The following is a 26,980-nucleotide window of genomic DNA, read 5'->3' on the forward strand; positions in this document are numbered from 1 at the left end:
GCCGATCGCCTTACGCAGCGTAGCTTCTGCCATAAGCTTGCACCCGGCCACCCGACACCGAACGGCTGGTGCCGGTCTTGAAGCGCTCGATCTTCTCGTTGAGGATATCGACCTGATGGCGCAGGCCGTGGATTTCAGCGGTGTTTTCCTCGACCATCGCCGCGTTCTGCTGGGTGATCAGCTCAACCTCGCGCACCGCCTCATTGACCTCGTTGAGGCCGCGATACTGGTCGGCAGCGGCCGATTCGATATTGCTCACCAGCTGGTGGATGGTCGAGATATGCTCGTTTATGACGGTCAGTGCCTTGCCGGTTTCCTGCACCAGTTCGACACCGCCGCGCACCTGCACGGAGCTTTCCGAAATCAGCCCCTTGATCTCGCGGGCTGCACCCGCACAGCGCTGGGCAAGCTCGCGCACTTCCTGTGCGACAACGGCAAAGCCGCGGCCGGCGTCGCCGGCACGAGCCGCTTCCACGCCAGCGTTCAGCGCCAGAAGGTTGGTCTGGAAGGCGATCTCGTCGATGACGCCGATGATCGTCGAAATCTTGTCGGACGATTTGTTGATCGCCGCCATCGCATCGATCGCCTTGGCGACGACTTCGCCGGAATGCTTGGCATAGCTGTGGGTCTGATCGACGGAGACGGTGGTCTTGCGCGCGCTTTCGGCCGTCGAGCGGACGATCTCTGTCAGCTGGCCAAGGGCACGCGAACTCTGCTCCAGGGCTGCGGCCTGCTGCTCGGTGCGGCGGGCAAGGTCGTCGGCCGAGGATGCAAGGTTGCCGGTACCGCTGGTGATTTCGTCGGTCACTGACCGGACATCGATCAGCGTCGCACGCAGCGCCTCGACGGCGTTGTTGTAGGTGCGGGCCATGACGATGTAATCTTCGGAAAGATCTTCCGCCATGCCCTCTTCCAGATTGCCGTCGGCGAGCTTCGCCAGCACATCCGACAGCGCCGTCAGCGCTTCCATCTGATCGGCCTCGATCCGGGCGCGCTCGCGGCGGCGAAGGGCTTCCTCCTCGGCTGAGAGCGTGCGGGCGGCTTCCGCCTCCTGTCCGAGACGGACGTTTTCGACGGCATTGTCGCGGAAGACGGCAACCGAGCGCACCATGTCGCCGATCTCGTCGCCGCGATTGCGGCCTTCGATGGCGACTTCGAGATCGCCATTGGCGAGACGCGTCATTGTCTCCGTCACCCGCTTCAGGGGACCGCGCAGGGTCTCGATCAGCATCAGGCCGCCGACGATGGCGAGCAGCGTGCCGGCAACCATGGCGATGATCGACACATCGGCGGAACGCTGGCTGTCCTTCTTGCCGGCCTCCTGGGCGCTGCTGACGAAATTCTCCAGTGTCTGGCTGGCGTCTGCCACCAGCGCTGCGGCTTCGGTCTTCGCCGCCTGCCAGCGGGCGCCGACATCGATCAACTGGGCTGTGCCGGTGTCGATCTGCTCAAGCGACGGTGCCAGCTTGCCGGCAAGATCGCGCAGTGCCGCATTCTTTCCGCCAAGTTCCGATAGCTTCGTCACGCTCTCGCGGACGGCGGCGATATCGGTCATCACATTGTCGCGGCTCGCCGTATCGAGCTTGCGGTGCAGTTCGCTGATATGCAGGCGTGTATCGTCGAGCCCCTTGAAGGTCTCGTTCATCAGGCCGATCAGCGTCTTCAGGGTGGAGATTTCGCTGTCCATGCCCACAAAACGCTTGGCTGCCGTGTCCGAATTGGTGACGGCTTCCTTGGCGAAATCGGATTCGTATTTCGAAAACTTGATCATTGCCGAACTCAGCTGCGTCTTCTTGACGTCGTTCGGATCGCTGTTGGCCAAAATATCCTGGATCGTCTGGGTATCGGCCTTCACCTCGGCGATCTTCTTCAGGACCTTGTCGGATGCGATCTTTTCGGCCTCGGCAATCTGCTTCAACAGATGCGGCATCAGCGTCGTAGCCTGCTGAACCTTGGCATCCGGCGCGATCGCCATGGTGACTGGCAGCCGGAATTTCTTGATGCGTTCGGCAAGCCCTTGATAGGCGGCGGCATCAAACAAAAGTGCCTTGGCAAAGGATTCCTTTTCGCCTGATTCCTTGCGCAGGATATCGATCTGCTTGAAAGCGGTGTTGCCCTGCGCCGTCATGTCGGCAAGGGCCGCATCGAGCGACGCAGTGACAGTGTCGCGCTCGGTCTTGATCGACCAGAGTTTGTCCTCTTGACCGCGCATGGCTTGGCCGAGCGAAATGACCGAGTGAACCTTAGCCTTGTCTTCGCCGGCAGTCAGCAGGCCATCCAGCGTACGGATACCCTTTTCCTGCTCGTCGATGCGGCTCGCAAGCGTCGAGCGCGTCTCTTCGGTGGGGTTATCGGAAAAGCTCTGCAGCCCGCTGCGCAACGATTGGAAATCGGAGAGATTGTTGATCGTTTCGCGCGTCACGGTCATGTGCCCGTTCAACGTGCTTGCGGTGAAGTATCCGACAAGGCCAATACCGGCGATCAGCGCCACCAGCGGCACGACGAACAGCAAAACCTTGGTGACAATGCGCAGACGCTGCAAAGAACGATCGATCAGGGACATTCCGCACTCCAGATGTTGAGCAAATCGGACATTTCCGCCAGATTGCTCTCTGGTTGAGAACGAACGAACCGGGGCGCAGCCATAGCGCTTGTCGGAATGTCATCCGGTTGAGGCGAACGGAAATACTTGCCGTAACGTCAACCTTATTCGCATCATGCGAAGGGCAGCGGAATTCAGGCACGATAGGCAGTGAAACTTAATATTTCGCCAAAACTCCCGGGGTTTAATCTTGCGCTTAAAAAATCGGTAAGGCCATATTTCACGGTTCTACAACGCTGACAGAAATGGTTATTCTGGCATTTCTGCGATCAATTCAAACAAGTGAAGGATCGCAGTTGCATAAAAGAAATGCCGATGCTTTAGAGATAGGCAAGACCAGCAGCGCAGACTTCGAGCCCGCCGCATCGCTGATTTGTAAAAACCGGGCAGCGATGAGAACGGATTTGTAAAAAGAATGCAACCTACCGCCAATTTCCGCGGCGCCATTTTCATGTGTCTGGCCATGGCAGGCTTCACCTGCAACGACGCGTTGATCAAATCCGTCACGGGCGTCATGAATGCCGGCCAGATCATGCTGGTGCGCGGCTTCTTCACATCGGTCCTCGTTCTGCTGCTTGCGCGCCATTTCGGTGCGCTGCGCTCGTTCCGGCTGATGCGCTCGCCGGTCATTACGCTACGGATCGCCGCTGAAGTCGGCGCCTCCATCTCCTATATCTATGCGCTGGGCCAGATCCCGCTCGCCAATGCATCGGCCATCCTCCAGGCCCTGCCGCTGGCAGTAACCCTGGGCGCAGCGTTGTTCCTCGCAGAACCCGTCGGCTGGCGGCGCTGGCTGGCGATTCTCATCGGTTTTGCCGGCGTGCTGATCATACTCAGACCCGGTCCAGACGGATTTACCGGCGCAGCGCTCAGCGTCGTCGCCTCTGTCATCTTCGCAGCGATCAGGGACCTGTGCACCCGGCGTATAGATCCCGCCGTGCCGTCCCTGTTCATCTCGGTCATTACCGCCATCGTCATCACCATGACCGGGGCGGTTCTGATCGTACCGCTCGGCGGCTGGCAACCGATGACCATGACCTCGATCGGCATTCTCGCCGGCGCCAGCCTGCTGCTTCTTGTCGGCTACCAGTGTATCGTGCTGGCCATGCGCAACGGCGAAATCGCTATTGTCGCCCCCTTCCGCTATACCAGCCTGATCTGGTCGATCAGCATCGGCATCCTGTTCTTTTCGGAAGAACCGGATGTCTGGATGGTCACCGGCGTGGCGATCATCATCGCGTCCGGGCTTTATACATTCGCCCGTGAAAACAAGCGGCGAACGGTCTTGGCGCAGCAATCCGAACCGGGTTCGCCGAAATGAATGGATTGAAAGGCAGGACAGTTCGATGAGCGTATCGGCAAGCCCGTTGGCAAATCTCCCGCGCGGCGTCGTCCTGGCCGGCGGCTTGTCCTCGCGCATGGGCCAGGACAAGGCGGCGGTGATGCTTGGCGGCAAACCGCTTGTTCACCGGGTCATCGAGCGCCTCGCCCCCCAGACGGCCGGCCTCAGCGTCAACAGCAACATGAGCACCGGTTTGGACCTTGCTCCCGCCATCGCCGTTTTTGGTGATACCGTTCCAGGCCATGTCGGCCCCATGGCAGGCGTGCTCTCGGGGATGCGCCATGCGGCAAGGCATTTTCCCGTCGCCAGCCACATAGCGACAGTTCCGACCGACACGCCGTTCTTTCCAGCCGACCTCGTTGCCCGCCTTCAGGCGGCGATCACAGAGCCCGGCCAGATCGCCGTCGCCTATTCGGCCGGCATCATGCACCCCGTCTTCGCCCTCTGGCCTGTCGCCATCGCCGATGAGCTTGAACATTGGCTACTGACCGACGACAAGCGGCGGGTGCGCGGGTTCATCGAACGTCATCCGGTGGCGAAGGTCGATTTTGCCATGATCGAAACGGTGGACGGACCGATCGACCCGTTCTTCAATATCAATACACCGGACGACCTTGAAATGGCCGAAAGATGGCTGCTGTTTATCGAGGGAATTGAAAGATGACACCGTCAGAAACCGCCGGCCCGAAAATCTTTGGAATCGCCGGCTGGAAGAATTCCGGCAAGACAGGCCTTGCCGTCCGGCTGGTTACCGAACTGACACAGCGCGGCTACCGGGTCTCGACGATCAAGCACGCCCACCATGATTTCGATATCGACAAGGTCGGCGCCGACAGCTTTCGCCATCGCGAGGCCGGCGCCCATGAAGTGACCATCGTATCAGGCACGCGCTATGCCATCATGCATGAATTGCGCGGCGCGCCCGAGCCGAGCTTTCCGGACATTCTCGCGCGCCTGGCGCCATGCGATCTGGTGCTGATAGAAGGTTACAAGCGCGAACCGATCCCGAAGATCGAGGCCCGGCGGCTGGAAGCGCAGAACCGCGAGCCGCTCGCCCCGACCGATCCGCACATAGTCGCGATTGCCGCCGATCACCCGGTCGAGGACAGCGGGCTTGTTCTGTTTGATTTGAACGACACGACCGCGATCGCCGATTTCATCGAACGCATCACCGGGCTGGCAAAACAGCCGGGCTGACCTGCGCATCAGTTGGTGGTTTCGTCGCTGCCATCTTCCGTCGCATCATTCAGACGGACGAAGGCATAACCCTTGGCCTTCAAGTCCAGGATACCCCTGACGACACCAGAACCGGCGGCATGGGTCGGCTGGTTGATATGGGCAATGATCACGTCGCCATCCCTGGCGGACGAAAACCGCTTTTGCGCAGCCGCAGCCCCCAGCAGCGAACCGCCGTCGCCGTTCACCGAGTATCCGGCAACCCGAAATCCCATCTGCCGGATTTGCCCGATCGACGACAGGGTGTATTTCGCCGTTGCGCCACGAAACCAGTGCGGCTGCAGTCCCTGCGCCACGATCGCGGTAGCGCCACCCGCAACTTCCGCTTCGACAGCCTGCGGACTACCTGCAGCGGCAATGCCGTAGATCGACACCGGATGATCGACGGCCGGAACGTGCATCGCCCCGTGGTTCTCGATCTCGAACAGATCCGGATTCGCCTTGAAGACGGCCATTGTTGCAGCATTGCGCTTCAGCCAGCGGGTCGTCACGAAGATGGTGGCGGGGATACGGTTGTCGACCAGCGTCGCCAGAATCCGCGCGTCCGTCTTGCCGCTGCAGGCATCGAAGGTCAGGGTGACGCGCGGAGGCGCACCTTTCTCCTGGTTTTCAAGTCGCAGTTGTGGCTCCACCAGCCGGGTTGCGGCGAGGCAGGCTTGGCCGGCCGAAACGCTGATCAGAAGTGCGGCGACAAGGGTTTTCATCAAAAACTCACAATGCGATCCGGCAGCAATACCGGAGGATACGTAAAGACCATGCAAAACGGCCCGGCGCTTGCGCACCGGGCCGTCCTCCAGCGGCATCTCCATCAGAGAGACCGGACTATGGCTATTTCTGGGCTACCGGACGGACCAGCGGCGTCACGCGACGGATTGTCACGCGGCGGTTCTGCTGTTCGGCAACCTGGGTTTTCACCTTCAGAAACCGTTCGCCATAGCCCTGCGTCACCAGATTTTCCGGAGGAATCCCATAAACGTCGGTCAGGAGCTCGGCAACCGCTTCAGCGCGCTGATCGGACAGAACCAGATTGGGCTGATCCTTGCCGACGGCATCGGTATGGCCCTCGATCAGGAAGGTCTCGCCCTGGTCCTTTTGAAGCACCTCGCTGATGGCGTTGGCCACCTTGCGCAGGGTCTTTGCCTGGGCTAGCGGTACTTCCGAACTGCCGGTGGCAAAGGTGATCGTATCCAGGTCGATGCGGCGAACCTTGTCGCGGAGACGGGCCGAATACTTGACCTCGTCAATCGAGTAGACACGCTCAACCCGTTCGACCGGTGGTTCGGCCAGGAAGTCGTAGTAGTCGCGGTCCGGCTCGCTCGATGTATCGATGATGTAATCGCGAACCGGAATGCTCAGGCGCATCGGCGGCAATTCGTAGCCGATGTCGCGGATGCGGGGCGGACGGTCCGCTTCCGGCTCCGGCGCATAGACCATCAGATACTCCTCGCCGTCGCGGTTGATGCGCGAGCGCTGGATAATGTCACCATAGCGGTCATAAACCGTCACCAGCCGTGAGCCATTCGGACGGACAATCGTTTCGCGAACGCGGCCACGTGAAAGCTCCTCGTAGAAACTCTCTTCGGAGTCGCGGCGCAGACGCGGACGGTCGTCGTTACGGATGATGATCTGATTGTCGACGCTCAGAACAGTCCGGTTATCGATCTGCTGCTGCACAACGACATTGGTGACATTGTTCGTCACGTTGTTGTTGGTAATCGTATTGTTGACGGTGTTGCTGGTCACGTTGTTGTTGACCGTATTGTTCTCGACATTGATCACACCGGGCGTAACGAAGACCGGCGCGGCGTCAAGCTTTTGGCCTTCCTCGGTGATCCCAGCCTGAATGGCTTCCGATTCGACCTTGGTGATCTTCGCCTGGGCGTCGGCATCGTTGGTTGGGGCCACGACAGCTTCCTGCTCGGCACGCTGGCTTTCCCGCAGCTTCTTGCGTTCATCGCGCGCCGTCTGGCCACCGGCATTGTCGGCGTCCTTGTCGCTGTCGAGAACGGCAGCACCGCCTTCGATGGGCAGAACGATCGTATCATCCGTCTTGGCCGGATCGGCAGCGATTTCCTGCTTCTGCTCCGGGGTCGTCGTATCGACGATCTCAGGCACGACAACGGGCTGAGCCGGTGTCTCAGTCGTCTGCTGCGGCTGCTCTACGGCAGGATCGGTCTGCGGCTGCTCTGCCGTTGCGGGCTGGCCTTCAGTCACCGGCTGCTGCCCATCGACAGCAGGCTGCTCGGTGGTGGCAGGCTGTTCCGCGGTGGCCGGCTGCTCCTCAGCCGGAGCAGCTTGCTGTTCCTGGGCTTTTTGCGCGTCTTCGGCGGCTTTCTGTTCAGCGGCCTTCTGCTCATCAGCCAGACGCTGCTGTTCTGCAGCAGCGGCAGCATCGTCAGTCGCCTTCTGATCGGTAGCCTGTTTGCCGGCTGCGGTTGCCGCGGCCGCGGCATCCTCGGCTGCTTTCTGCTCGGCAGCCTGCTTCTCGGCTGCGGCCGTAGCGGCGGCATCGTCCGCGGCCTTTTGCTCAGTGGCCTGCTGTTCGGCTGCAGCCGCAGCGGCAGCGTCCTCGGCAGCTTTCTGCTCGGCCGCAGAAGCGGCCGCCGCGTCTTCGGCAGCCTTCTGCTCCGCCGCCTGCTGTTCAGCGGCAGCGGCATCTTCAGCAGCTTTCTGCTCGGCCGCCTGTTGTGCAGCAGCAGCTGCTGCCGCATCCTCCGCTGCTTTTTGCTCGGCAGCCTGCCGTTCGGCAGCCGCCGCCGCGGCAGCGGCGTCCTCGGCAGCTTTCTGCTCGGCCGCCTGCTGTTCCTGCAACTGGCGCTGCTGTTCGGCTTCCTGCGCAGCCTGCTGTTCCGCTGCCTGTTGTTCTGCTGCGGCCCTTGCTGCCTCCTCGGCTTGCTGTTGCTTCAGCCGCAACAGTTCCTCTTCGTTCGACTGTCCTTCGCCCTGCGGCGCTTCCTCGGCCTGCGCCACGTCGAAAGAGGCGGCGAGATTCTTCGCCATCACCGGGTGAACGACCATCGACGCCGCCAGCACGGGCATGGCGACCGTCGCGAAAAGTTTCGATCGAATACTCATATATTTCCTCCTTCAGAGGTCCCGTTTTGTTGCTTTCGACCGGAATCGCACCCGGCCTTCCACTTTCGTCCCCTTTGGGCAGATCCAAGCGGTAAAAAGAAGGCACACTGGCCCAAATCAATGAAAGACGATTACCGAAGCCTGCATTAACTCAGCATGAATGTTGCGTTCATCTTCGCCAGACATAGGCCTGCTTCTGCCGGGAACCAGTGCAAAGGCATGAAGATGTGCAGACTTTTCATCAAGCAACCAGTGCTTTCCTGTTGATTTTCTCATTTAAAGCGTAGGAGTATCGAGCCAGCCCGATCGCAACGACGGTCGGCATACCGGCGGCCGCGAAGAAAAAGAAACCGGCCGCTCGCCAACAGAGAGGATCACAATGCGTATTTCCAGACGTCTCGCCATGGCAGCTTCCGCTGCCGTTTTCGCGCTGATGGCAGGCACTGCCATGGCCGATGGCGAAAAAATCGTCATCGGTACGGAAGGCGCCTACCCGCCTTTCAACAATCTTGAAGCTGACGGCACCTTGACCGGCTTCGACGTCGACATTGCCAAGGCGCTCTGCGTCGAGATGAAGGCGGAATGTACCTTCGTCACCCAGGATTGGGACGGGATCATTCCGGCCCTGCTCGCCAAGAAGTTCGACGCCATCGTCGCATCGATGTCGATCACGCCCGAGCGCCTGGAAAAGGTCGATTTCTCCGACAAATATTACAACACCGGTCCGGCCATCGTCGTTCCTAAGGATTCGCCGATCACCGACGCGACACCTGAAGGTCTCGCCGGCAAGTCGCTCGGCGCCCAGTCGTCGACGACTCACTCCAACTACGCCGAATCCTACTTCAAGGATGCCGAACTGAAGCTTTATCCGACCCCGGATGAGTACAAGCTCGACGTCGCCAACGGCCGCGTCGATGCCGTCATCGATGACGTCGTCGTTCTGACCTCCTGGCTGAAGACCGAGGACGGAGCCTGCTGCAAGCTCCTGAAGGCATTGACGCCCGATCCGAAGATTCACGGCATCGGCGCCGGCGTTGCCGTGCGCAAGGGTGACACCGAGCTGAAGGACAAGTTGAACGCTGCCATCAAGGCAATCCGCGCCAACGGCAAATACAAGGAAATCAACGACAAATATTTCGAGTTCGACGTTTACGGCGGATAACTTTTACTTGCTTCTAAAATACGATGGCGGAAGGCTTGCCCTTCCGCCATTTTTACAAGACAACGACAATAACAATAAGCGCCATAAGGCCGTGTAGGGGAAATCAGACATATGCAGGCTGCTTTTGCTGCCCTCTCTTCCATTGTCTCGTGGTTCGCCAGCATTGTTGATCCGATATGCGGCCCGATCGGCGTCTTCCGGCTCTTTGCTCAAGATACGCTTCTGGCTTGCGGCGACACCGGCTGGGGCGACGAGATCGCCCATGGCTTCATGATTACAGTCAGTCTGGCGATCTGCACCTTGCCGATCGGGCTGCTCTTCGGGTTTTTCATCGCGCTCGCAAAGCAATCCGAGGAAAAGTCGCTGCGGCTTGCGGTCAATATCTATACGACCATTTTTCGAGGTCTTCCGGAGCTTTTGACACTATTTATAGTCTATTACGGCCTGCAGATCATTGCTCAGCAGGCAATGGCGGCTATCGGCTTCGAGGGCCCCGTCGAGATAAATGCTTTCGTTGCCGGCATGATCGCCCTAAGTCTTGTCTTCTCCGCCTATTGTTCGGAAGTTCTTCTGTCCGCCTTCAAGGCCATTCCACGCGGCCAATATGAGGCCGGCGACGCGCTGGGCTTTCACCGTGGCAAAACCATGGGCTTGATCATCCTGCCGCAATTGGTGCGCATTGCCCTGCCCGGCCTCGGCAATCTGTGGATGGCACTCCTGAAGGACACAGCACTCGTCTCGATCATCGGCCTATCAGATACCCTGCGCCAGACCGGCATTGCCGCACGGGTCACGAAGAATGCCTTCGAATTCTTCTCAATCGCCTGCCTGCTCTTCCTCATTCTGGCAATGCTCTCCTCGCTGGTGTTTTCCGCACTTGAGCGCTGGACCAAACGTTCGGAGGGTGCCCGATGAGCCACGCTGAAACCATGCTCCCGGCACTGCCGGCGCCGCCTGAAGCGCTGAAGCGTTACACGTTTTCCCGCCTGATCGGCCATGTCCTGCTCGGTGTGTGGCTGGCTGCATCCGTCGGCATCTTCCTATTCGCCGTCGAATCATGGAGCCCTGAGAAATTCACCAAATACGGCCCGAGTTTCCTGTCCGGCCTGCGCGTCACGCTGACGCTGGTGGCCATCTCCGTCGTGCTTGGCGGCATTCTTTCCCTGCCGATCGCCTATGGCCGGATGACCAAGAACAAGGTGCTCTCCTGGATCGCCTATGGCTACGTCTACTTCTTCCGTGGCACGCCGCTGATCACCCAGCTCTTCCTGGTTTATTACGGCCTCGGCAGTTTCCGTCCCTACCTTGAGGCCGTCGGACTGTGGTCGCTGTTCAAGGACGCCTGGTTCTGCGCACTCTTCACCTTCACCCTCAACACCGCCGCCTATCAGGCGGAAATCCTGCGCGGCGCCATCGAGAGCGTGCCGCGTGGCCAGCACGAAGGTGCGGCGGCCCTTGGCCTGCCAAAGAGTGTCGCCTTCTTCAAGATCATCCTGCCGCAGGCAATGATCGTCGCCCTTCGCCCCTATGGCAACGAGATCATCCTGATGATCAAGGGCTCGGCCATCGTCGCGATCGTCACCGTGTTCGACCTGATGGGCGAAACCCGCCGCGCCTTCTCGCGCACTTATGATTTCCAGATGTATCTCTGGGCCGCCGTGCTCTACCTGATCATGGTCGAGATGCTGCGCAATCTCTGGGCCTGGATCGAAACGCGCCTGACCCGCCACCTCAAGCGCTAAACCAAGGAGACGTTTGGCAGCACTCGATGCAACATGCTGCCAAACTCTTGTTTCTGAACATTATTTTGTTCATCCGTGATATATTGTTAATATCGGATTAACCAATTACGTGCTTCAATTGCAGGGACCATCATTGAACAAGATGAGGTCCGACATGACGAACGAAATGGAACTGCAGATCAAGGGTTACGGCCTGACCACGGCCCAGATCCTCTACCGCATGCCCGATCATCCGGCCTTCCTGCAGACCTATATCTGGCAGCACTACGACCTGGCGCCGGAATTTCCGGAAATGAAGAGTTTTCTTAAATTCTGGCAGGAAACACTGGAAGGACCGCTACATTCGGTACGCTACGTCCACCGCAAGTTGATCTCGGCGACGGACTGGCGGGCGCTCAAGGGCGAGTTCATCATCAACTGACGCCGGTTCTTCCCAATTTCGTTTTGTCCCGACGTGGCAAGCGATAGAATCCGGCGGCAAGAAGTTACTTTCCGGGCGCAAATGCCTGCGGATGCGGGTTTTCGCATTGCCAAACGTTCGTCCGCGCCTTAAAGACGCCGCCATGCAGAAGATCGATGAAGAAGCCCTCGCCGAAGCCTATAACCGCGCGCTTGCCCTGGAGAAATCCGGCGACGTCGAGGCGGCTGTCAAAGCCTATGAAGAAGTCCTGGCGATCGACCCCGACGATCACGGCGGCGCTTCCGTCCGCATCGCCTCGATGGGGCGCGGCGAGACGCCCGACAAGGCGCCGGACGCCTATGTCGCCACCCTCTTCGATCAGCATGCCGATGTCTTTGAAGACGTGCTTGTCGAGCAGCTCGATTACCACGTGCCGATGCTGGTGCGTCAGCGGCTGCAGGCGCTGAACCTCGGCCCGTTTGCCCGCGTGCTCGATCTCGGCTGCGGCACGGGCCTGACCGGTGGTGCGCTGCGCGACATGGCCGATGATATCACCGGCATCGACCTGTCAGAAAACATGGTCGAGATCGCCCATGAAAAGGACATCTACGAAACACTCTACGTCGCCGAAGTCGTCGATTTCCTCGAGGATAATGACGACGAGCCCTTCGATCTCATCACCGCGACCGACGTGCTACCCTATCTCGGCGCGCTTGAAGCCCTGATTTTCGGCGCCGCCGAAAACATGAATGCCGGTGGCCTGTTCATCTTCTCGAGCGAAACCCTGCCTGCGGAAACCTTTGCCGGCCGGACCTTCATGGTCGGTCCGAACCAGCGTTTTGCCCACGCCGAAAACTATGTCCGCGAGCGGCTCGATGCCATCGGCTTCGATGTCGTCGAACTGACGGATATCACGGTGCGCAAGGAAGAAGGCGAACCGATCGCCGGTCACCTGGTAATTGCAAAACTGCGCTGACAGCGGCGCTCAGGCGCCGTGAACCTCGGGCAGCTCGTACCAGTCGCCCTTGAACTCCGTCAGGATGTTCTTGACGATTTGCTTGCCGGTATCGCCGTCGATGACACCGGCCGAGACCATCAGCAGGTCGGTGCCGATATTGTCCTTGAAGAGCCGGCTGCCGCAGGTCGAACAGAAGCCGCGCCGGGCTTTGTCCGAATAGCCGTACCATTGCAAGGTGCCATCCGCCTCGAACCGCACGTCGCCGCGCGGTGCGCCGATCACCGCCATGTAATTGCCATGCGCCTTGCGGCAATCGCCACAGTGGCAGCAGAACACCCCGGCGGACTCCACCGGAATTGAAAATTTGACGCCGCCGCAGCGGCACGAAGCGTTCAGTCGATCGGCCATGGATATTGTCCTCCGGATTGCAGACAGGCTGTTGCAACTGCCGGTGCACGGCAGTCTTGAACAAGACATACAGCGCAAGACCGGTGCTTCAAGCAGTGCCGCGGAACTATCCGGCAGCCGGCTCGATACGGGGATCATCAAGCCGGAATGGAAAACGGCGCTGAAGCCCGAATGGCTGCGCGCCGTTGCCGATACGTGGGTCTCGCCTTAGCTCGCCCGCCCTTTCCAGACGATGTCGCTGACCGTCAATTGTTTCGGGATGATCTGCAGCTTGAAGAACTCGTCGGCCAGCGCCTGCTGGTAGGCAACCGCGTCCGGCCCGAGCGTGGCAACATCCGCAAGGCTGAAATCCTTGCGCGTCAGCGCGACCCGCTGGATATCTTCCGGCACGCCGTTAATCTTCGACAGCGCCGCTATCGTGCCGTCGAGATCGTTTTGCGCTGCGGCCCCGACCTTCGCCAGCTCGTCAAGGATTTCGCCCAGCACGTCGCCGTGCGCGGCGGTAAAGTCGCCATTGCTGAGGAAGTAACTTCAGGATTCGACGATCCCCTCGGCGGTGGTCAGCACGCGCGTGGTCGCTTCCTTCTCGGCGACGGCAAAATACGGATCCCAGATTGACCAGGCGTCGATCTGGTTGCTGGCAAAAGCCGCCGCCGCATCCGATGGCGACAGGTCGGCCGCCTCGATATCGGTGATGCCGAGGCCGGCCTTGCGCAGCGCCTTGACGGTAAAATTATGGGCGCTCGATCCGCGCTTGAAGGCGACGCGCTTGCCCTTGAGGTCGCCGACCGTCTGGAACGGCGAATCCTTGTGCACCAAAATGGCCGAACCTGCCGAGGATCCCCGGTAGGTGCCGGCATAGAGCAGGTTGCCGCCTGCCGCTTGGGCAAACAGCGGCGGCACGTCACCGGTCGGACCGAAATCGATAGCACCGGCGCCGAGTGCCTCAAGCAGCGGTGGGCCGGAGGAAAATTCTGCCCAGGTGATCGAGATGCCGCGATCGGCAAAGCGCTTTTCCAGCGCGCCCGTTCCCTTGGCCAGCGCCAGAACGCCATTCTTCTGCCAGCCGAGGCGCAGCTCCGTGAGCGGTTCGGATGCTAAGGCGCTGCGTGTCGTGGGCAGGACCGCCACCGCCGCGGCCGCGCCCAAAAGCGACAATGTCTGTCTGCGGGTCAACATATGCTTCACCTCTCGCTTGATGCGCCCGGCTGTCCAGCAGGGCCTCCGCAAACAAGGATGAATAAATCCACAAATTCTATCGACATTATAATTATCTAAAATGAAGAGATTACGGCAAAATTTGCCGCGTGAACGTCAGCTTGGCAGGAAAACGGTTTCGAAACCGGTTTTGGCTGGATACGATCATCACAGGCCTTCCCCGCCCCATCCGCATCGGCTAAGTCTCGGCACAATGAAATTTCGGGAGTTTTCGAATGGCTAAAGTCGCGTTCATTGGTCTTGGCGTCATGGGATATCCGATGGCCGGGCACCTGAAGGTCAAGGGTAGTCACGACCTGACCGTCTATAACCGCACGGCCGCGAAAGCTGAAAAATGGGCAGCCCAGTTTGGCGGACGCGCGGCAGCAACGCCGGCTGAAGCAGCCGACGGTGCCGACTTCATCTTCTGCTGCGTCGGCAATGACGATGACCTGCGCTCGGTAACGACAGGCAAGGGCGGCGCCTTCGAAACCCTGAAAACCGGCGCCATCTTCATCGACAACACCACAGCCTCGGCCGAAGTCGCCCGCGAACTCGATGCGGCGGCAACAGCCCGCGGCGCCCACTTCATCGACGCGCCGGTCTCCGGCGGCCAGGCCGGTGCTGAAAACGGCGTGCTGACGGTGATGTGCGGCGGCGATCCACAGGTATTCGAGCGCGCGAAACCGGTCATCGACGCCTATGCCCGCATGGTTGGGCTAATGGGCCCGGCCGGGTCCGGCCAGCTGACCAAGATGGTCAACCAGATCTGCATCGCCGGTCTCGTGCAGGGGCTTGCCGAAGGTATTCACTTTGGCAAAAAGGCCGGTCTCGACATCGAAAAGGTCATTGAGGTGATTTCAAAGGGTGCCGCCGGTTCCTGGCAGATGGAAAACCGCCACAAGACCATGAATGCCGGCAAATACGATTTCGGCTTCGCCGTCGACTGGATGCGCAAGGATCTCGACATCGTGCTCACCGAAGCCCGCAGCAATGGCGCCAAGCTGCCGGTAACGGCCCTCGTCGACCAGTTCTATGCCGATGTGCAGGAGATGGGTGGCAACCGCTGGGACACCTCGTCGCTTCTGGCGCGGCTCGAAAAATAATGCTGACGCCATCCTCGCCCGCAGATGCCGTCATCGCACATCTGAAAACACTAGGGGCGGAAAACAACCTTGCCGGCATGGCACGGTTCGGTATCGAAACACAGACGGCGCTCGGCATTGCCAACCCGGCACTCAACCACATTGCCCGGCTGATAAGACACGATCACGGCCGCGCTCTCATACTGTGGGAAAGCAATATCCGCGAAGCCCGGCTGCTCGCAGCCCTGACTGCGGAACCGCAAAAGCTGACGCTCGAAACAGCCAGACAATGGGCGGGCGACTTCAATTCCTGGGAAATCGTCGACAGCGTTGCCGACCTGTTTGTCAACGCCCGGCTGGAAGCAGCCCTTATCCCGGAATTCGCCGCCGACGACCGGGAGTTCGTCCGGCGAACCGCTTTCAGCATGATCGCCGTCAGCGCCGTTCACCTGAAAAACGAGCCGGACGAGACCGTCATCGCCTGGCTGCCTCTGGTCGAGGCCCATGCAGGCGATAAACGCAATTTCGTGAAAAAGGCTGTGAACTGGGCACTGCGCCAGACGGGCAAGCGCAGCGCCCGCTGTCATGGCCCTGCGCTGTCGATGGCGCAGGCCCTGGCCGCACGGCAGGATCGCACCGCCCGATGGATCGGCAAGGACGTCGTCCGTGAACTCACGAGCAGCGCCGTTTTGAAGCGGCTGGGCCTGCAGCCGCTGAGCGAATAACTCAGTCTTCGCTGGACTTCGCCTGGTCGATCACCATGTAGTCGAGCGGCAGTTGCGTTGTGTATTTGATCTGCTCCATCGCAAAGACCGACGACACGTCGCGGATTTCGATCTTGGTGATCAGCCGCTTGTAGAAGGCATCGTAGGCCGCGATATCGGGAACGACGACGCGCAGGAGATAATCGACATCGCCGCTCATGCGGTAGAATTCGACCACTTCCGGAAACTCGCCGACCACCTCGGAAAACCGCTTCAGCCATTCGATCGAATGGGTGTTGGTGCGGATAGAGACGAACACCGTCACCTTGGTATTGACCTTGACCGGATCAAGCAGCGCCACGCGGCCACGGATCACGCCGTCCTCTTCCATCTTCTGGATGCGGCGCCAGCAAGGCGTCGTCGACAGACCGACCTTTTTAGCCAGATCAGCAACGGCGAGTGTGGAATCTTCCTGCAACAGGCGCAGGATTTTGCGGTCAAGACGATCCATGAAGAGCCTCCTTCGAATATTATTCTCTCTATAGCGCCAAATTCGCCAAATGGAAGAAAATTGTTTCAGATTATCAATTTTGACACGCGCTCTTGCAGGGTAGGCAGGACATCGGCAAAAAACCACGGGTTTTTCTTCAGCCAGCCGGTATTGCGCCAGCTGGGATGCGGTAGCGCCAGCACGGGTGGCCCGATATTGGAGCCCAGATGCGCGCGCCAGTTGCGCACCGTCTCGGTCATCGTCGCAGCCCGGCGGTCGCCCAGATGCCAGCCTTGCGCATATTGGCCGATGGCCAGCACAAGCTCGATCTGCGGCATCGCATCGATCACCTCTTGCCGCCATCGCGGTGCGCATTCCCGGCGCGGCGGCAGATCGCTGCCATGAGCATCGTATCCTGGAAAACAGAACCCCATCGGCACGATGGCAAACAGGTTGGGATCGTAGAACTGCTCGCGCGTCACACCGAGCCACTGACGCAGCCGATCGCCGGATGCATCATTGAACGGCAGGCCGCTTTCATGGACGCGAAGCCCCGGTGCCTGGCCGGAAATCAGGATCCGCGCCGCCGGCGAAATCACCGCCACCGGGCGTGGCTCGTGCGGCAACCGGTCTTGCGGACCGCGCGCCGGCGCATCGCGACAGATCCGGCACGCCGCGATCGCCGCCCGCAAATCCTCCAGTTCACTCGCGTGCCCGTCAGTCATTCCATACCCGTGAAATTGCATCCTCAACCCAGTTGCCGGCCCGCGACATGGCCCTATCCAACCAGCCCTCCGGTATATGGGGCATCTCGTCCATCCCACCATGGGTCTGTCGCCAGGTGCGCGGCGCGTCGAATGTGCCGGCCCACAGCCCCAGCCGCTTATCTCTCGCCTCGCCCTCCTCTGGCTCATAATGTCCGAACGCGACGGCATAACCGGCTCTCACCATTGCCGCGTTGAGGTCGAGATCTTGAGAGGTACAGACGGCAAGAAGCCGCCCATACGGGTCGCTGCCATCCGCTTCACATGTGGTTTTCCCGCGACCAATCAGCGTCGACAGATAGCTCTTTGCCTCGATGCCGCACGGCCAATCCCGGTCTTTCCGCCGGCAAACTTGCCGAAGCTCCGGTGCATCGATACCGGCTAGCCGGATACGTTTTCCATCCATCACCAGCGTATCACCGTCGACAACCCGGGGCAGCCCCGACACGGCCTCCAGGGAACTGTCGAGCCGCACGGCGATAAGCCCGGCAAACAGCAGGATCACCACCGTCAAAAGAAGATCCCGAGCGATCCGGAGCGTGCGTGTCATCATTATCCTTACGGCCTGCGCCCATCGGTCCACGGGACGAGATCCTGGCGAAAACCCAGGAAATTGCAGCAACTTCTTAAGGATTTCCCCTTAAAGTTCAGCGGATTCCGTTAACGCGTATGAGATCATGAATACGGGCGTCAGCACCTCGACCGACAAGAATATCGTCGATAAGTCACGCAGTCACCGCAACGCGGCTGTGTCGAAAGCCGTGCGCGCAACCCGTGAACGCCTGCAGGCCGGCCCGTCAAACGCGTCAGGGTTCGACAGGGAAATGCTGGCTCTGCACATCGACACGATGCTGCAGGGCGCCATCGCCATGCCGCTGTTCGTCATCTTCGTCTCCGCGGTCGGCGTTCACCTGTCGCAAAGCCTGGATTTTGTTGCCTGGGGAATGATGGCGCTGTGCGTCCATGCCATCGGCATCCTGCTGGCACGCCGCGCCAAGAACCAGGATATCCCGACGGAGAAGGTTTCGCAGTGGCGCCGGCGCTTTCTGATTGTCCAGTTGATAATGGGTCTCTGCTGGGCAGCCTTCATCATGCAGGATTGCAACAGTTGCGGGGAAACCGATTTCGGCTTCTACAAAGGCGCCGTGCTGCTGATCGCACTTGCAGCGACGGCAATGGGAACGTTTCTGCTTCGCAACGCTCTGCTCATCACCTTCATCCCGGTGATTTTTGCTCTTGGAGGACTGACGGTCAAATCCGGCAATCCCGGTTATATGGCGTTGACCGCGGTCCTTTCGACCTCGCTGGTCTTTTTGGTCTTCATGACCAACCGCATGTACCGCTCCAATGTCCATATCCTGTCGGTCCAGGCAGAGAAAGATGACCTGATCGCCGAGCTTGAGGTTGCCAAGTCGATGTCCGATGAGGCCCGCCGCCGCGCGGAAGAGGCCAATCTTGCCAAATCCCGCTTCCTTGCTTCCATGTCGCACGAGCTTCGCACCCCGCTCAACGCCATCCTTGGATTCTCGGAGGTTATGTCGACGGAAGTTCTGGGGCCGCTCAACAATCCGATCTACAAAGAATATACCGGCGACATTCATCGCTCAGGGCAACACCTTCTCGACCTGATCAACGAAATCCTCGATCTGTCTCGCATCGAGGCCGGAAAATACGATCTCAATGAAGAAGCCGTCCATCTCGCAGAAATCACCGAGGATTGCATCGGCATGGTTCAGTTGCGCGCCCGGACGAAGAATATCACGATCACCGAGCAGTTCGAAACTGCCATGCCATCCGTCTGGGTCGATGAGAAGGCGATGCGGCAGGTGATCCTGAACCTGTTGTCGAACGCTGTGAAATTCACGCCGTCCGGCGGCGAGGTTTCGGTCAAGGTCGGCTGGACGGCCGGCGGCGGCCAGTACCTGTCCATCAAGGACAACGGCCCGGGCATTCCCGAAGAGGAAATTCCGGTCGTGCTATCTGCCTTCGGCCAGGGCTCGATTGCCATCAAGAGCGCCGAACAGGGCACCGGGCTCGGGCTGCCGATCGTCCAGGCGATCCTGGCCAAGCACAATGGCGATTTCATCCTGCGCTCGAAACTGCGCGAAGGCACCGAGGCCATCGCCATCCTGCCTTCAAAGCGCGTGCTGCAAAGCATTCCGGCGATCGAGGACGCCCCAGCCGTCGAGCGCCGCAGGAAGAGCTTCGCCTAACTGACGTTCACTCCGGCAGAACATGCACTGTGCCGTGAACGCTGATCCCGACCAGATCGCCAGGCTCAGGAATGTCGGCGCCGACGCATTTGATCGACAGGAAATCCGGCATCGCCCGGTCGCTGCGATCGATGCGCACCAGAACCATGCAGTTGCCGCCGCCGAATTCGACATCATCGACGCGCCCGAACGGTCCCTCGATCTTTGTTCCGGCAGCAGCGGTCTTGAGCCGTATCTGCTCGGGGCGCAGCATGACGGTCGCCTTGCCTGCCTTGAGCCCCGCTTCTACCACCAGAGACCCCAAAGCACATTGCGCCCGCCCGGAAGCAATGCTGGCGTCAAGCAGAATGGCTTCACCCAGAAACGTCGCCGTTTCGCGATCCCTCGGTTTTCCGTAGAGCGCACGCGGCGAGCCGAACTGCACGAGCCGGCCCTGCCGCAGCACGGCCACCTGATCGGCAAAGGACAAGGCTTCGGCCTGATCGTGCGTCACCAGGATTGCCGTCGTTCCGGCTGCGCGCAGCACGCGCGCCACCGCCCGCCGCAGCGTGTCGCGCAATCCCGTATCCAGCGCTGAAAATGGTTCATCCAACAGCATCAGCCGTGGTTTGAGAGCCAGCGCCCGGGCGAGCGCCACCCGCTGCTGCTGGCCGCCGGAAAGCTGGTGTGGGCGCCGTGTCGCCATGACCTTGTCAAGTTCGACCATCTCCATCAACTCGGCGATTCGCTGGCTGCGGCCGGGTGCATTCTTGGCCAATCCAAAACCGATGTTGTCGGCGACGGTCAGATGCGGAAACAGCGCGCCATCCTGCGAGACGATGCCGATGCCGCGCCGGTGCGCCGGAACAAGCATGCCGGGACCTGCAAGCATCTTTCCGTCCAGCACCAGCGAACCGCTGTCGGGCGTCTCGAAGCCGGCGATGATGCGCAGCAGCGTCGTCTTGCCGGACCCGGAAGGCCCGACGATCGCCGTGCGCCCGCCCGCCGCAATGCTCATGTCGATGGCGTCGAGCGCCACCGTCGGGCCGTAGGATTTGCTGATGGCATCGAGTGTCAGAAACGTCATTGTCCGGTTGCCCGTCTGGATTGCACGTAAAGCAGGAAGGTCAGCGGCAGCGACAACAACACCATCATCACCGCATAGGGAGCCGCCGCCACGTAGTCGATCTCGCTGGTCAGCGACCAGAATTTCGTCGCCAGCGTTTCAACGCCGGTCGGCGACAGCATCAGGGTTGCCGTCAGTTCATTGGTAATGCCGAGCGCCACCAGCGCCGTGCTTGCTGCAATGCCGGGTGCTGCCAGCCGCATCGTCGTTTGGCGCACCGCCTGAAATGGTGTGCGGCCAAGCGCCATGGCGGCCCGCTCAAGTTCCACCGGCGCCTGCGCGATGCTGGTGCGCAACCCGACCATGGCCCGCGGCAGAAACAGCATGATATAGGCGAGGAACAGGGTGGCAAATGTCTGGTAGAGCGGCAGCACCAGACGAACCGTGATGGTCACCAGCGCCAGCGCCACCACGACGCCGGGCAACGAGCCGACATAATAGTGGCAGGCTTCCAGAATCCGCTGCAGCCGCCCTGGCGCCCGGACCGACAGCCACGCCATCGGCGCTGCCGCAATCGTCGCCAGAATGCCGCCGGCAATAGCGAGAACCACGGTCTGAGTGAACGCACCGCCGACAAGATCGATCCGCCAAATCTCCGTACCGCCGATATAGAGCCAGCGCGTCAAGGTAACGAACGGTACGCCGATCGCCAGTGCCGCTGTGAAAACATTAAGCGCCAATGCGGGAATCACCATCCGTCCAAGCCTGCGGCGGTCCGCCGGGCGGGCAGCGCCGGAGCCCACGCGCGCATAGCGCTCGCCACCGCGCAGCACCGCCTCGATGACCAGAAGCAGCAGGCAGCACGATACCAGCACGCCGGCCAGCATGTTCGCCGCCGGGCCATTGAAGGCCGACTGGAATTGATCGACGATCGCGGTGGAAAACGTGTCGAACCGGATCATCACATAGAGCCCGTATTCGGCGAGAAGATGCAGGCCGACCAGCAGCGAGCCGCCACAGATCGCCAGCCGCAACTGCGGCAGCACGGCGCGAAAAAACACCTGCCACGGGTTGAGGCCAAGCGAGGCGGCCGCATCCTCGATGGCCGGATCGACACGGCGCAACTGTGCCGCCACCGGCAGATAGAGAAACGGGAAATAGGCCAGCACCGAAACCAGCACGCCGCCGGTTAAACCATGCAGCCCCGGAACGAGGCTGATCCAGGCATAGCTGTGCACGAAGGCCGGAACGGCAAGCGGCGCCACCGCCAGCAGCGACCAAAGCCGCCCGCCGGGCAGATCTGTGCGCTCCGTCAGCCAAGCGAGTGCGACGGAGAGCGCGATGGTGATCGGCAATGTGCACAGTTCAAGCAGCGCCGTATTGATCAACAACTCGCCGACGCGGCCCCGGAAAATCAGTTTCGCGGCGGTTTCCCAGCCGGTCTGCACCGAAATCCCGGCAATGAAGCCAAGCGGCACGAGGCTGATGAGCGACACGAAAGCGGCAACGATCGTGACGAAGAGATAGGGAACCCTGGACCGTCCCTTGGCGGCGATGATCAGCCGGCGCAAGGCGGAGGCGGGCTCGGCAGGAAACGCGGTGGCGCTCAAAATCTCTGCTTTCAAACCAAAACGACATTCGCAGCCGCCCTGATCAAGCGGCTGCGAAGGTCACCGGTAGTCCGGAATGACGATACTAACCGGAGCGTTCCGATCAGGTTTAGGCTCTGCCTATCACAGCAGACCGGCGTCCGTCATCAGGTCTGTGACTTTTGCGCTGTTGAGTGTGGCCGGATCGACCTTCGGGTACTGCAGATCCGAAAGAGCCGGCAGTGCCTTGTTGGAGGCCTCGCCGTTACCGACGGCATATTCGAACGAGGTACCATCACGCAGGATGCCCTGCCCGCCCTTGCCGGTGATCCAGGCTAGGAACTTCTGGGCATTCTCCTTGTGCTGGCTGGAGGCAAGCACGCCGCCACCGGAAATGCTGACGAAAGCGCCGGGGTCTTCGTTCTTGAAGAAATGCAGCGCGACGTTCTTGCTGTTTTCACCGGTCTTCGCCTGATCGCCGAAATAATAGTAGTGATAGATCACCGCACCTTCGACTTCCCCGGCATTGACGGCCTTCATCGCCGTCGAATTGCCCTTGTAGGCGGTAAAGTTCTCCTTCATCGCCTTCAGCCAGGACGCCGTTGCTTCCTCGCCCTTCAGCGACAAGAGCGCGCTGACGATTGCCTGGAAGTCGGCACCCGACGGGGATGCGGCCCAGCGGCCCTTCCAGCTCGGGTCGGCAAGATCCAGCATCGACTTCGGCAGCTTGTCTTCGGTCAGCTTGGTCTTGTCATAGGCAAACACGGTCGAGCGCGCAGCAACGCCGATCCAGTGGCCGTTTGACGGGCGGAAGTTTTCAGGCACCTGCGCCAGCGTCTCGGTAGCAACCGGCTCAAACAGCCCCGCACCATCGACCAGCGACATGGCCGGCGAATTTTCCGTCAGGAACACGTCGGCCGGCGATGCGGCCCCTTCCTGGACGATCTGGTTGGCAAATTCCATGTCGCCGCCCTTGCGCAGCGTCACCTTGATACCGGTTTCCTTGGTAAAGGCTTCGGCCCAGGCGACACCAAGGCTTTCGTGCTGGGCGTTGTAGACGACGATGCCTATATCTTCCTGAGCCAAGGCAACGGTCGCGCCGGTGCTGGCGAAAAGGGCCGCGAGCGCCAAAGCACCTGCTGAACCTAAGAAGGAAATTGTCATGGAAACCTCTCCGAGTTTTTTGCGGACCATCTTGTCCGGCGGCCCCGGTATATAATCCTGATGTTTCGCGTCAACTTTGATTAGCACCAGGACAGAAAGAAACAGCTCAATTAAATTTGACTGCAGCAGAGGGAATAAAATCGCGATGCACCGATCGAGCCCTCAAATGCCGAAAAGATGGGAAAACACCACCACATAGGCGACGTATCCGCCATTGGCGAGGATCAGGCACAGGCAGGCGAGCGAGCCCAGATCCTTGGCATTCTTGCCCATTTCGGAAATTTCCGGCGAAACGCGATCGACAATTTCCTCGATCGCCGTGTTCAGCGCCTCAAACGCGATCATCAGCAGGAAAAGCACGAATGCCGCGACATATTGGAAAAAGGTCGCGCCGGAAATGGCAAACGCGATCATCGCCACGGCGAAGGCGCCCAGCTCATGGCGGAAGGCCGCCTCGCCGAGCAACCGCTTGGCGCCGCCGAAGGAATAGGTCGCGGCCGCAAAGAAATGCCGGATACCCGTCAGCTTTTTTACCGGCTTCTCGCTGGCCATTCGACGATAGTCCTCGTTCAGATACATGTTCGCTCCGCGCTCTGCAAAATGCCGCAAGGAACACGCGATACTGACATCAGCCTGAATGCGCCGTGAATACGGGCGATACGGGCTGAGACGATCGGAAGGATCGCCGCTCCCGAATAGGTGAGAAGCCGGGGGCTATCAAGCCCCCGCAGCAGGGTCCGGGGCTGGCAATGCCCGCAATTTACAGTATCCGCCGCAGATCAGCCTTGGCCCGGCGATAGGACGGCCAAAAGCGGCCTGCGGATCGCAGCATGGAAACCGCTGTCAGCTCTTGTTGCTGACACCGGCCTGCGCAAACGTCGCCATGCCGGAATGGCAGGCCGCCGCCGCCTTGACGATGCCGGCAGCAAGGGCTGCCCCGGTACCTTCGCCAAGCCGCATGCCGAGCGCCAGAAGCGGCGTCTTGCCGAGCATCTCGATCGCCTTCATATGGCCGGGCTCTGCCGAGACATGGCCAATCAGGCAATGATCGAGCGCTGCCGGGTTGGCAGCCTTCAGGATGGCCGCCGCAGATGTGGCAACATAGCCGTCGATGATAACGGGAATCTTCTGCATGCGTGCGGCAAGGATCGCACCGGCCATCGCCGCGATCTCGCGGCCGCCAAGGCGGCGCAGCACTTCGAATGGATCGGACAGGTGGTCGTGATGCAGCGTCACAGCTCTTTCGACCGCAGCGATCTTGCGCGCCAGAACTTCGCCCTGCGCGCCCGTGCCGGGGCCTACCCATTCTTCAGCAGTCCCACCATAGAGCGCCAGATTGATCGCCGCCGCGATCGTCGTATTGCCGATGCCCATCTCACCGATGCACAGCAGATCGGTGCCGCCGGCAACCGCTTCCATGCCAAATGCCATCGTGGCTGCACAATCACGCTCGGACAGAGCCGCTTCCTCGGTAATATCACCGGTCGGATATTCCAGCGCCAGATCGAACACTTTCAGACCAAGGTCATGGCTGACGCAGATCTGGTTGATGGCAGCACCGCCGGCTGCAAAATTCTCGACCATCTGCGCCGTCACCGATGGCGGAAACGGCGTAACGCCCTGTTTCGTCACGCCATGGTTACCGGCAAAGATCGCCACCAGCGGCCGGTTGACGGCTGGCGCCCTGCCCGTCCAGGCGGCAAGCCAGAAAGCGATCTCCTCAAGGCGGCCAAGCGCGCCCGGCGGCTTGGTCAGCTGCGCATCGCGCTCACGCGCCGCCACCAGTGCCGCACTGTCGGGGCCTGGCAGGTTACGCAGCAATTCACGGAAATCGTCGAACGGCAGGCCGCTGGCACTCATGAAGAAAATCCTTGTATCGTCTCGTCGTCGGCGAAGCATGGCGCCGCAAAAACTGCTTCCTCATAGAGCGCGGCGACAAATCCGGCAACGGCATTTGCGCCGGTTCGTGTCGCCGTCGCATGATCGGGTTGAAAACACCGATTCGCGGGGGCGGATCGGCCTAGGGGAATTCTGTCATGTTCGATATCCGCGATTTCATCGACGACACGGCACGCTCGGTGGCGTTCCTCAGCCGCATCCACATGCCGCAACGCCATTTCGTCAATTTCGACGGCCGCCTCAGCCGTGCCGTACGCGCCTTTCCGCTGGCCGGGCTGTTGATCGTGCTACCGGCGGCGGCCATCGTCTCGGTCTTCAGCGCCCTTCAGGTCTCGCCGCTGTTCACCGCCTTCGTCGCGGTGACGATCCAGGCGCTGATCACCGGCGCCCTGCATGAAGACGGGCTCAGCGACACGGCAGACGGTCTCGGTGGCGGCAAGACCAAGGAAAAGGCGCTGATCATCATGAAAGACAGCCGCATCGGCTCCTATGGCGCCGTTGCCCTCATCCTGTCGTTCGGTCTCAGGGTTTCGGCGCTTGCTGCGGTCATTCCGCTCGTTTCGGCAAGCGGCAGCGGGCTTCTCGTCCTTGCAGCAGCAGCGCTCAGCCGCACGGCGATGGTCTGGCACTGGTCGAAACTGCCCCCTGCCCGCCAGGATGGCGTTGCCGCATCTGCCGGTGAACCGCAGGCCTCTGCCGTCACTTTCGCGTTGATCTTCGGCGTCGTGTCGGCAGCGTTCTTGCTGCTTTTGTCGGGCGCCTCGCTGCTGGCCGCCGTCCTTGCGATCGCCGCCTTTGCCGGCACGGTTCCTGCCTTCAGCGAAATCGTCAACGGCAAGATCGGCGGACATACCGGGGACACGATCGGTGCCACACAACAATTGACCGAAATCGCTGTTTTCGCCGCCCTTGCGCTGGCGATTTGAAACGACGATATAAGTCTGAACCACTGTTTGCCCGGATTGTCACGCCTCTATGGAAACACCCTGTATCCTCGTCTGTTCGATCGACATGACAACCGGATTTTGCTTCGGTTGCGGTCGCACGCGCGACGAGATCGGCGCCTGGACGCTCTACACATCAGAAGAACGCCGCAACCTCATGGAAATCCTGCCCGCCCGGCTTGAAACCCTGGAGCGCAAACCGCGCCGCGAAACCCGCCGAACCCGGATGGCCCGCGAAAGGGTAAGCGGCGAATGACCAGACTGACCATTCTTCTGGGCATCCTCGCCGTCGGCCTCGTCTTTCTGATCCTCAACCACGACAGCGGCCGCACTTTCGGCATCATGAACGATGATTTCGGCCGCCTGGTCACCCTTGGCGCTATCGCCGCGATGTTTGCCACCGGCATCGTCCAAAGCCGCCGCCACATCGGCCAGAGCCTGCGCCAGTTCGGCATCTGGGTGCTGATCATTCTCATCCTCGTTTCAGGCTATCTCTACCGCAACGACCTGCAGTCCTTTGGCAACCGGCTGGTCGCGGGCCTCATTCCCGGCCGCGCCGCTGTCTTCACCGACAATGAGGGTATTCAGGAAGTCGTGCTGCACAAGGTGCTGAACGGCCATTTCGAAACGCCGGTCACGGTCAATGGCGCCACCGTCCAGATGCTGGTCGATACCGGTGCAAGCCGGGTCGCGCTCTCCTTTGAGGATGCCGAACTCCTCGGTCTCAATCCCACCGGCCTCGCCTTCACCCAGACCGTCTCGACCGCCAATGGCGAGGCCCGGGCAGCATCGGTAACGCTCGCCGAAGTCTCGATCGGCCCGATCGTCCGCCAGAATATCAAGGCCATGGTCACGGAAGAAGGCAAGCTCGACCAGAGCCTGCTCGGCATGAGCTTTCTGTCGACACTGGATTTCCTGCAGATGCAGACGGACGAACTTCGCCTGAGGGACTAACGAAATC

Annotated in this window: 26 protein-coding genes and 2 pseudogenes; 15 read left to right on the forward strand and 13 right to left on the reverse strand. The window is 60.6% G+C overall.

The window, feature by feature from the left end; genetic code table 11:
- Positions 1–10 precede the first annotated feature (10 nt).
- Complete coding sequence (locus tag ACP7E0_RS13700; RefSeq protein WP_426125576.1) at positions 11–2,563, reverse strand: methyl-accepting chemotaxis protein; 2,553 nt, start codon at positions 2,561–2,563, stop codon at positions 11–13.
- Positions 2,564–3,017: 454 nt separating this feature from the next.
- Here ACP7E0_RS13700 and ACP7E0_RS13705 point away from each other — a divergent pair, with 454 nt between their 5' ends.
- From ACP7E0_RS13705 to mobB, 3 genes are read left to right on the forward strand one after another with little or no spacing between them, the layout of a single operon-like run.
- Positions 3,018–3,923 (forward strand): DMT family transporter, encoded by a 906-nt coding sequence (locus ACP7E0_RS13705; protein WP_426125577.1) that lies wholly within the window; start codon positions 3,018–3,020, stop codon positions 3,921–3,923.
- Between the two features lie 25 nt (positions 3,924–3,948).
- A complete protein-coding gene (gene mobA, locus ACP7E0_RS13710; RefSeq protein ID WP_426125578.1) occupies positions 3,949–4,608 on the forward strand; it encodes a molybdenum cofactor guanylyltransferase MobA in 660 nt (219 codons plus the stop codon).
- On the forward strand, positions 4,605–5,141 hold the full coding sequence (gene mobB, locus ACP7E0_RS13715) for a molybdopterin-guanine dinucleotide biosynthesis protein B (protein WP_426125579.1): 537 nt from the start codon (positions 4,605–4,607) through the stop codon (positions 5,139–5,141). The genes mobA and mobB overlap by 4 nt, the downstream gene beginning before the upstream one ends.
- Positions 5,142–5,149: 8 nt before the next feature.
- Here the strand turns inward: mobB and ACP7E0_RS13720 are convergent, their stop codons facing one another.
- A complete protein-coding gene (locus ACP7E0_RS13720; protein WP_426125581.1) occupies positions 5,150–5,884 on the reverse strand; it encodes a polysaccharide deacetylase family protein in 735 nt (244 codons plus the stop codon).
- 124 nt (positions 5,885–6,008) lie between these two features.
- Positions 6,009–8,255, reverse strand: coding sequence for an OmpA family protein (locus ACP7E0_RS13725; protein WP_426125582.1), 2,247 nt, complete (start codon positions 8,253–8,255; stop codon positions 6,009–6,011).
- A 379-nt stretch (positions 8,256–8,634) separates the two neighbouring features.
- Here ACP7E0_RS13725 and ACP7E0_RS13730 point away from each other — a divergent pair, with 379 nt between their 5' ends.
- The 5 genes from ACP7E0_RS13730 (at position 8,635) to ACP7E0_RS13750 (ending at position 12,535) form a co-directional block, all read left to right on the forward strand.
- Positions 8,635–9,417 carry an ABC transporter substrate-binding protein gene (locus tag ACP7E0_RS13730; protein WP_426125583.1) on the forward strand — a complete coding sequence of 261 codons (783 nt, stop codon included), beginning with the start codon at positions 8,635–8,637 and terminating at the stop codon, positions 9,415–9,417.
- 111 nt (positions 9,418–9,528) lie between these two features.
- Positions 9,529–10,332 carry an ABC transporter permease gene (locus tag ACP7E0_RS13735; protein WP_426125584.1) on the forward strand — a complete coding sequence of 268 codons (804 nt, stop codon included), beginning with the start codon at positions 9,529–9,531 and terminating at the stop codon, positions 10,330–10,332.
- Positions 10,329–11,159 (forward strand): ABC transporter permease, encoded by an 831-nt coding sequence (locus ACP7E0_RS13740; protein WP_426125585.1) that lies wholly within the window; start codon positions 10,329–10,331, stop codon positions 11,157–11,159. The genes ACP7E0_RS13735 and ACP7E0_RS13740 overlap by 4 nt, the downstream gene beginning before the upstream one ends.
- 154 nt (positions 11,160–11,313) lie before the next feature.
- A complete protein-coding gene (locus ACP7E0_RS13745) occupies positions 11,314–11,580 on the forward strand; it encodes an usg protein (RefSeq protein WP_426125586.1) in 267 nt (88 codons plus the stop codon).
- A 142-nt stretch (positions 11,581–11,722) separates the two neighbouring features.
- Positions 11,723–12,535, forward strand: coding sequence for a methyltransferase (locus tag ACP7E0_RS13750; RefSeq protein ID WP_426125588.1), 813 nt, complete (start codon positions 11,723–11,725; stop codon positions 12,533–12,535).
- A 9-nt stretch (positions 12,536–12,544) separates the two neighbouring features.
- Here the strand turns inward: ACP7E0_RS13750 and ACP7E0_RS13755 are convergent, their stop codons facing one another.
- Positions 12,545–12,925: a GFA family protein gene (locus ACP7E0_RS13755; RefSeq protein ID WP_426125589.1), complete on the reverse strand. Its 381-nt coding sequence runs from the start codon at positions 12,923–12,925 to the stop codon at positions 12,545–12,547.
- On the opposite strand from ACP7E0_RS13755, the gene ACP7E0_RS13760 reads away from it, so the two are divergent.
- Positions 12,924–13,136 (forward strand): hypothetical protein, encoded by a 213-nt coding sequence (locus tag ACP7E0_RS13760; protein WP_426125590.1) that lies wholly within the window; start codon positions 12,924–12,926, stop codon positions 13,134–13,136. The two genes, ACP7E0_RS13755 and ACP7E0_RS13760, sit on opposite strands and share 2 nt — an antisense overlap.
- Here the strand turns inward: ACP7E0_RS13760 and ACP7E0_RS13765 are convergent.
- Positions 13,133–14,104, reverse strand: a pseudogene (locus tag ACP7E0_RS13765) (aliphatic sulfonate ABC transporter substrate-binding protein). The gene ACP7E0_RS13760 and the pseudogene ACP7E0_RS13765 sit on opposite strands and share 4 nt — an antisense overlap.
- 251 nt (positions 14,105–14,355) lie before the next feature.
- On the opposite strand from ACP7E0_RS13765, the pseudogene ACP7E0_RS13770 reads away from it, so the two are divergent.
- Together ACP7E0_RS13770 and ACP7E0_RS13775 are read left to right on the forward strand one after the other, a co-directional pair.
- A pseudogene (locus tag ACP7E0_RS13770) lies at positions 14,356–15,228 on the forward strand (NAD(P)-dependent oxidoreductase); the annotation flags it as partial.
- On the forward strand, positions 15,228–15,932 hold the full coding sequence (locus ACP7E0_RS13775; protein WP_426125591.1) for a DNA alkylation repair protein: 705 nt from the start codon (positions 15,228–15,230) through the stop codon (positions 15,930–15,932). The pseudogene ACP7E0_RS13770 and the gene ACP7E0_RS13775, both read left to right, overlap by 1 nt.
- A gap of 1 nt (position 15,933) precedes the next feature.
- On the opposite strand, the gene ACP7E0_RS13780 is transcribed toward ACP7E0_RS13775, so the two are convergent.
- The 3 genes from ACP7E0_RS13780 to ACP7E0_RS13790 form a co-directional block, all read right to left on the reverse strand.
- A complete protein-coding gene (locus ACP7E0_RS13780) occupies positions 15,934–16,422 on the reverse strand; it encodes an Lrp/AsnC family transcriptional regulator (protein ID WP_113313440.1) in 489 nt (162 codons plus the stop codon).
- 65 nt (positions 16,423–16,487) lie between these two features.
- Positions 16,488–17,126, reverse strand: a complete 639-nt coding sequence (locus tag ACP7E0_RS13785; RefSeq protein WP_426125592.1) for a uracil-DNA glycosylase family protein — start codon at positions 17,124–17,126, stop codon at positions 16,488–16,490.
- Entirely contained in the window at positions 17,119–17,673 is a 555-nt protein-coding gene (locus ACP7E0_RS13790) for a thermonuclease family protein (protein ID WP_426125640.1), read from the reverse strand. Before ACP7E0_RS13790 ends, ACP7E0_RS13785 begins: the two co-directional genes overlap by 8 nt.
- Positions 17,674–17,842: 169 nt before the next feature.
- Between ACP7E0_RS13790 and ACP7E0_RS13795 the strand changes: the two genes are divergently transcribed.
- The gene (locus tag ACP7E0_RS13795) at positions 17,843–19,378 is read left to right on the forward strand and encodes a sensor histidine kinase (RefSeq protein WP_426125594.1); all 1,536 of its coding nucleotides are present in this window, start codon (positions 17,843–17,845) and stop codon (positions 19,376–19,378) included.
- Between the two features lie 7 nt (positions 19,379–19,385).
- Here ACP7E0_RS13795 and ACP7E0_RS13800 read toward each other — a convergent pair whose 3' ends face one another.
- The 5 genes from ACP7E0_RS13800 to cobT all read right to left on the reverse strand — a co-directional run bounded on the left by ACP7E0_RS13800 (position 19,386) and on the right by cobT (position 25,036).
- Positions 19,386–20,444, reverse strand: coding sequence for an ABC transporter ATP-binding protein (locus ACP7E0_RS13800; protein ID WP_426125595.1), 1,059 nt, complete (start codon positions 20,442–20,444; stop codon positions 19,386–19,388).
- Entirely contained in the window at positions 20,441–21,982 is a 1,542-nt protein-coding gene (locus ACP7E0_RS13805; protein WP_426125641.1) for an ABC transporter permease, read from the reverse strand. Before ACP7E0_RS13805 ends, ACP7E0_RS13800 begins: the two co-directional genes overlap by 4 nt.
- Positions 21,983–22,156: 174 nt before the next feature.
- Positions 22,157–23,176: an iron ABC transporter substrate-binding protein gene (locus ACP7E0_RS13810; RefSeq protein ID WP_426125596.1), complete on the reverse strand. Its 1,020-nt coding sequence runs from the start codon at positions 23,174–23,176 to the stop codon at positions 22,157–22,159.
- Positions 23,177–23,338: 162 nt separating this feature from the next.
- Positions 23,339–23,755: a diacylglycerol kinase gene (locus ACP7E0_RS13815; RefSeq protein WP_426125597.1), complete on the reverse strand. Its 417-nt coding sequence runs from the start codon at positions 23,753–23,755 to the stop codon at positions 23,339–23,341.
- Between the two features lie 264 nt (positions 23,756–24,019).
- The gene (gene cobT / locus ACP7E0_RS13820) at positions 24,020–25,036 is read right to left on the reverse strand and encodes a nicotinate-nucleotide--dimethylbenzimidazole phosphoribosyltransferase (RefSeq protein WP_426125598.1); all 1,017 of its coding nucleotides are present in this window, start codon (positions 25,034–25,036) and stop codon (positions 24,020–24,022) included.
- A 176-nt stretch (positions 25,037–25,212) separates the two neighbouring features.
- On the opposite strand from cobT, the gene ACP7E0_RS13825 reads away from it, so the two are divergent.
- Genes ACP7E0_RS13825 through ACP7E0_RS13835 form a run of 3 tightly spaced genes read left to right on the forward strand, consistent with a single transcriptional unit; the run spans position 25,213 to position 26,973 of the window.
- Positions 25,213–26,001, forward strand: coding sequence for an adenosylcobinamide-GDP ribazoletransferase (locus tag ACP7E0_RS13825; RefSeq protein ID WP_426125599.1), 789 nt, complete (start codon positions 25,213–25,215; stop codon positions 25,999–26,001).
- A 49-nt stretch (positions 26,002–26,050) separates the two neighbouring features.
- Positions 26,051–26,275 carry a DUF1289 domain-containing protein gene (locus ACP7E0_RS13830; protein ID WP_426125600.1) on the forward strand — a complete coding sequence of 75 codons (225 nt, stop codon included), beginning with the start codon at positions 26,051–26,053 and terminating at the stop codon, positions 26,273–26,275.
- On the forward strand, positions 26,272–26,973 hold the full coding sequence (locus ACP7E0_RS13835; RefSeq protein ID WP_426125601.1) for a TIGR02281 family clan AA aspartic protease: 702 nt from the start codon (positions 26,272–26,274) through the stop codon (positions 26,971–26,973). The genes ACP7E0_RS13830 and ACP7E0_RS13835 overlap by 4 nt, the downstream gene beginning before the upstream one ends.
- Positions 26,974–26,980: the final 7 nt, after the last annotated feature.

Source organism: Pararhizobium sp. PWRC1-1, assembly GCF_049897905.1.
Taxonomy (GTDB): domain Bacteria; phylum Pseudomonadota; class Alphaproteobacteria; order Rhizobiales; family Rhizobiaceae; genus Pararhizobium.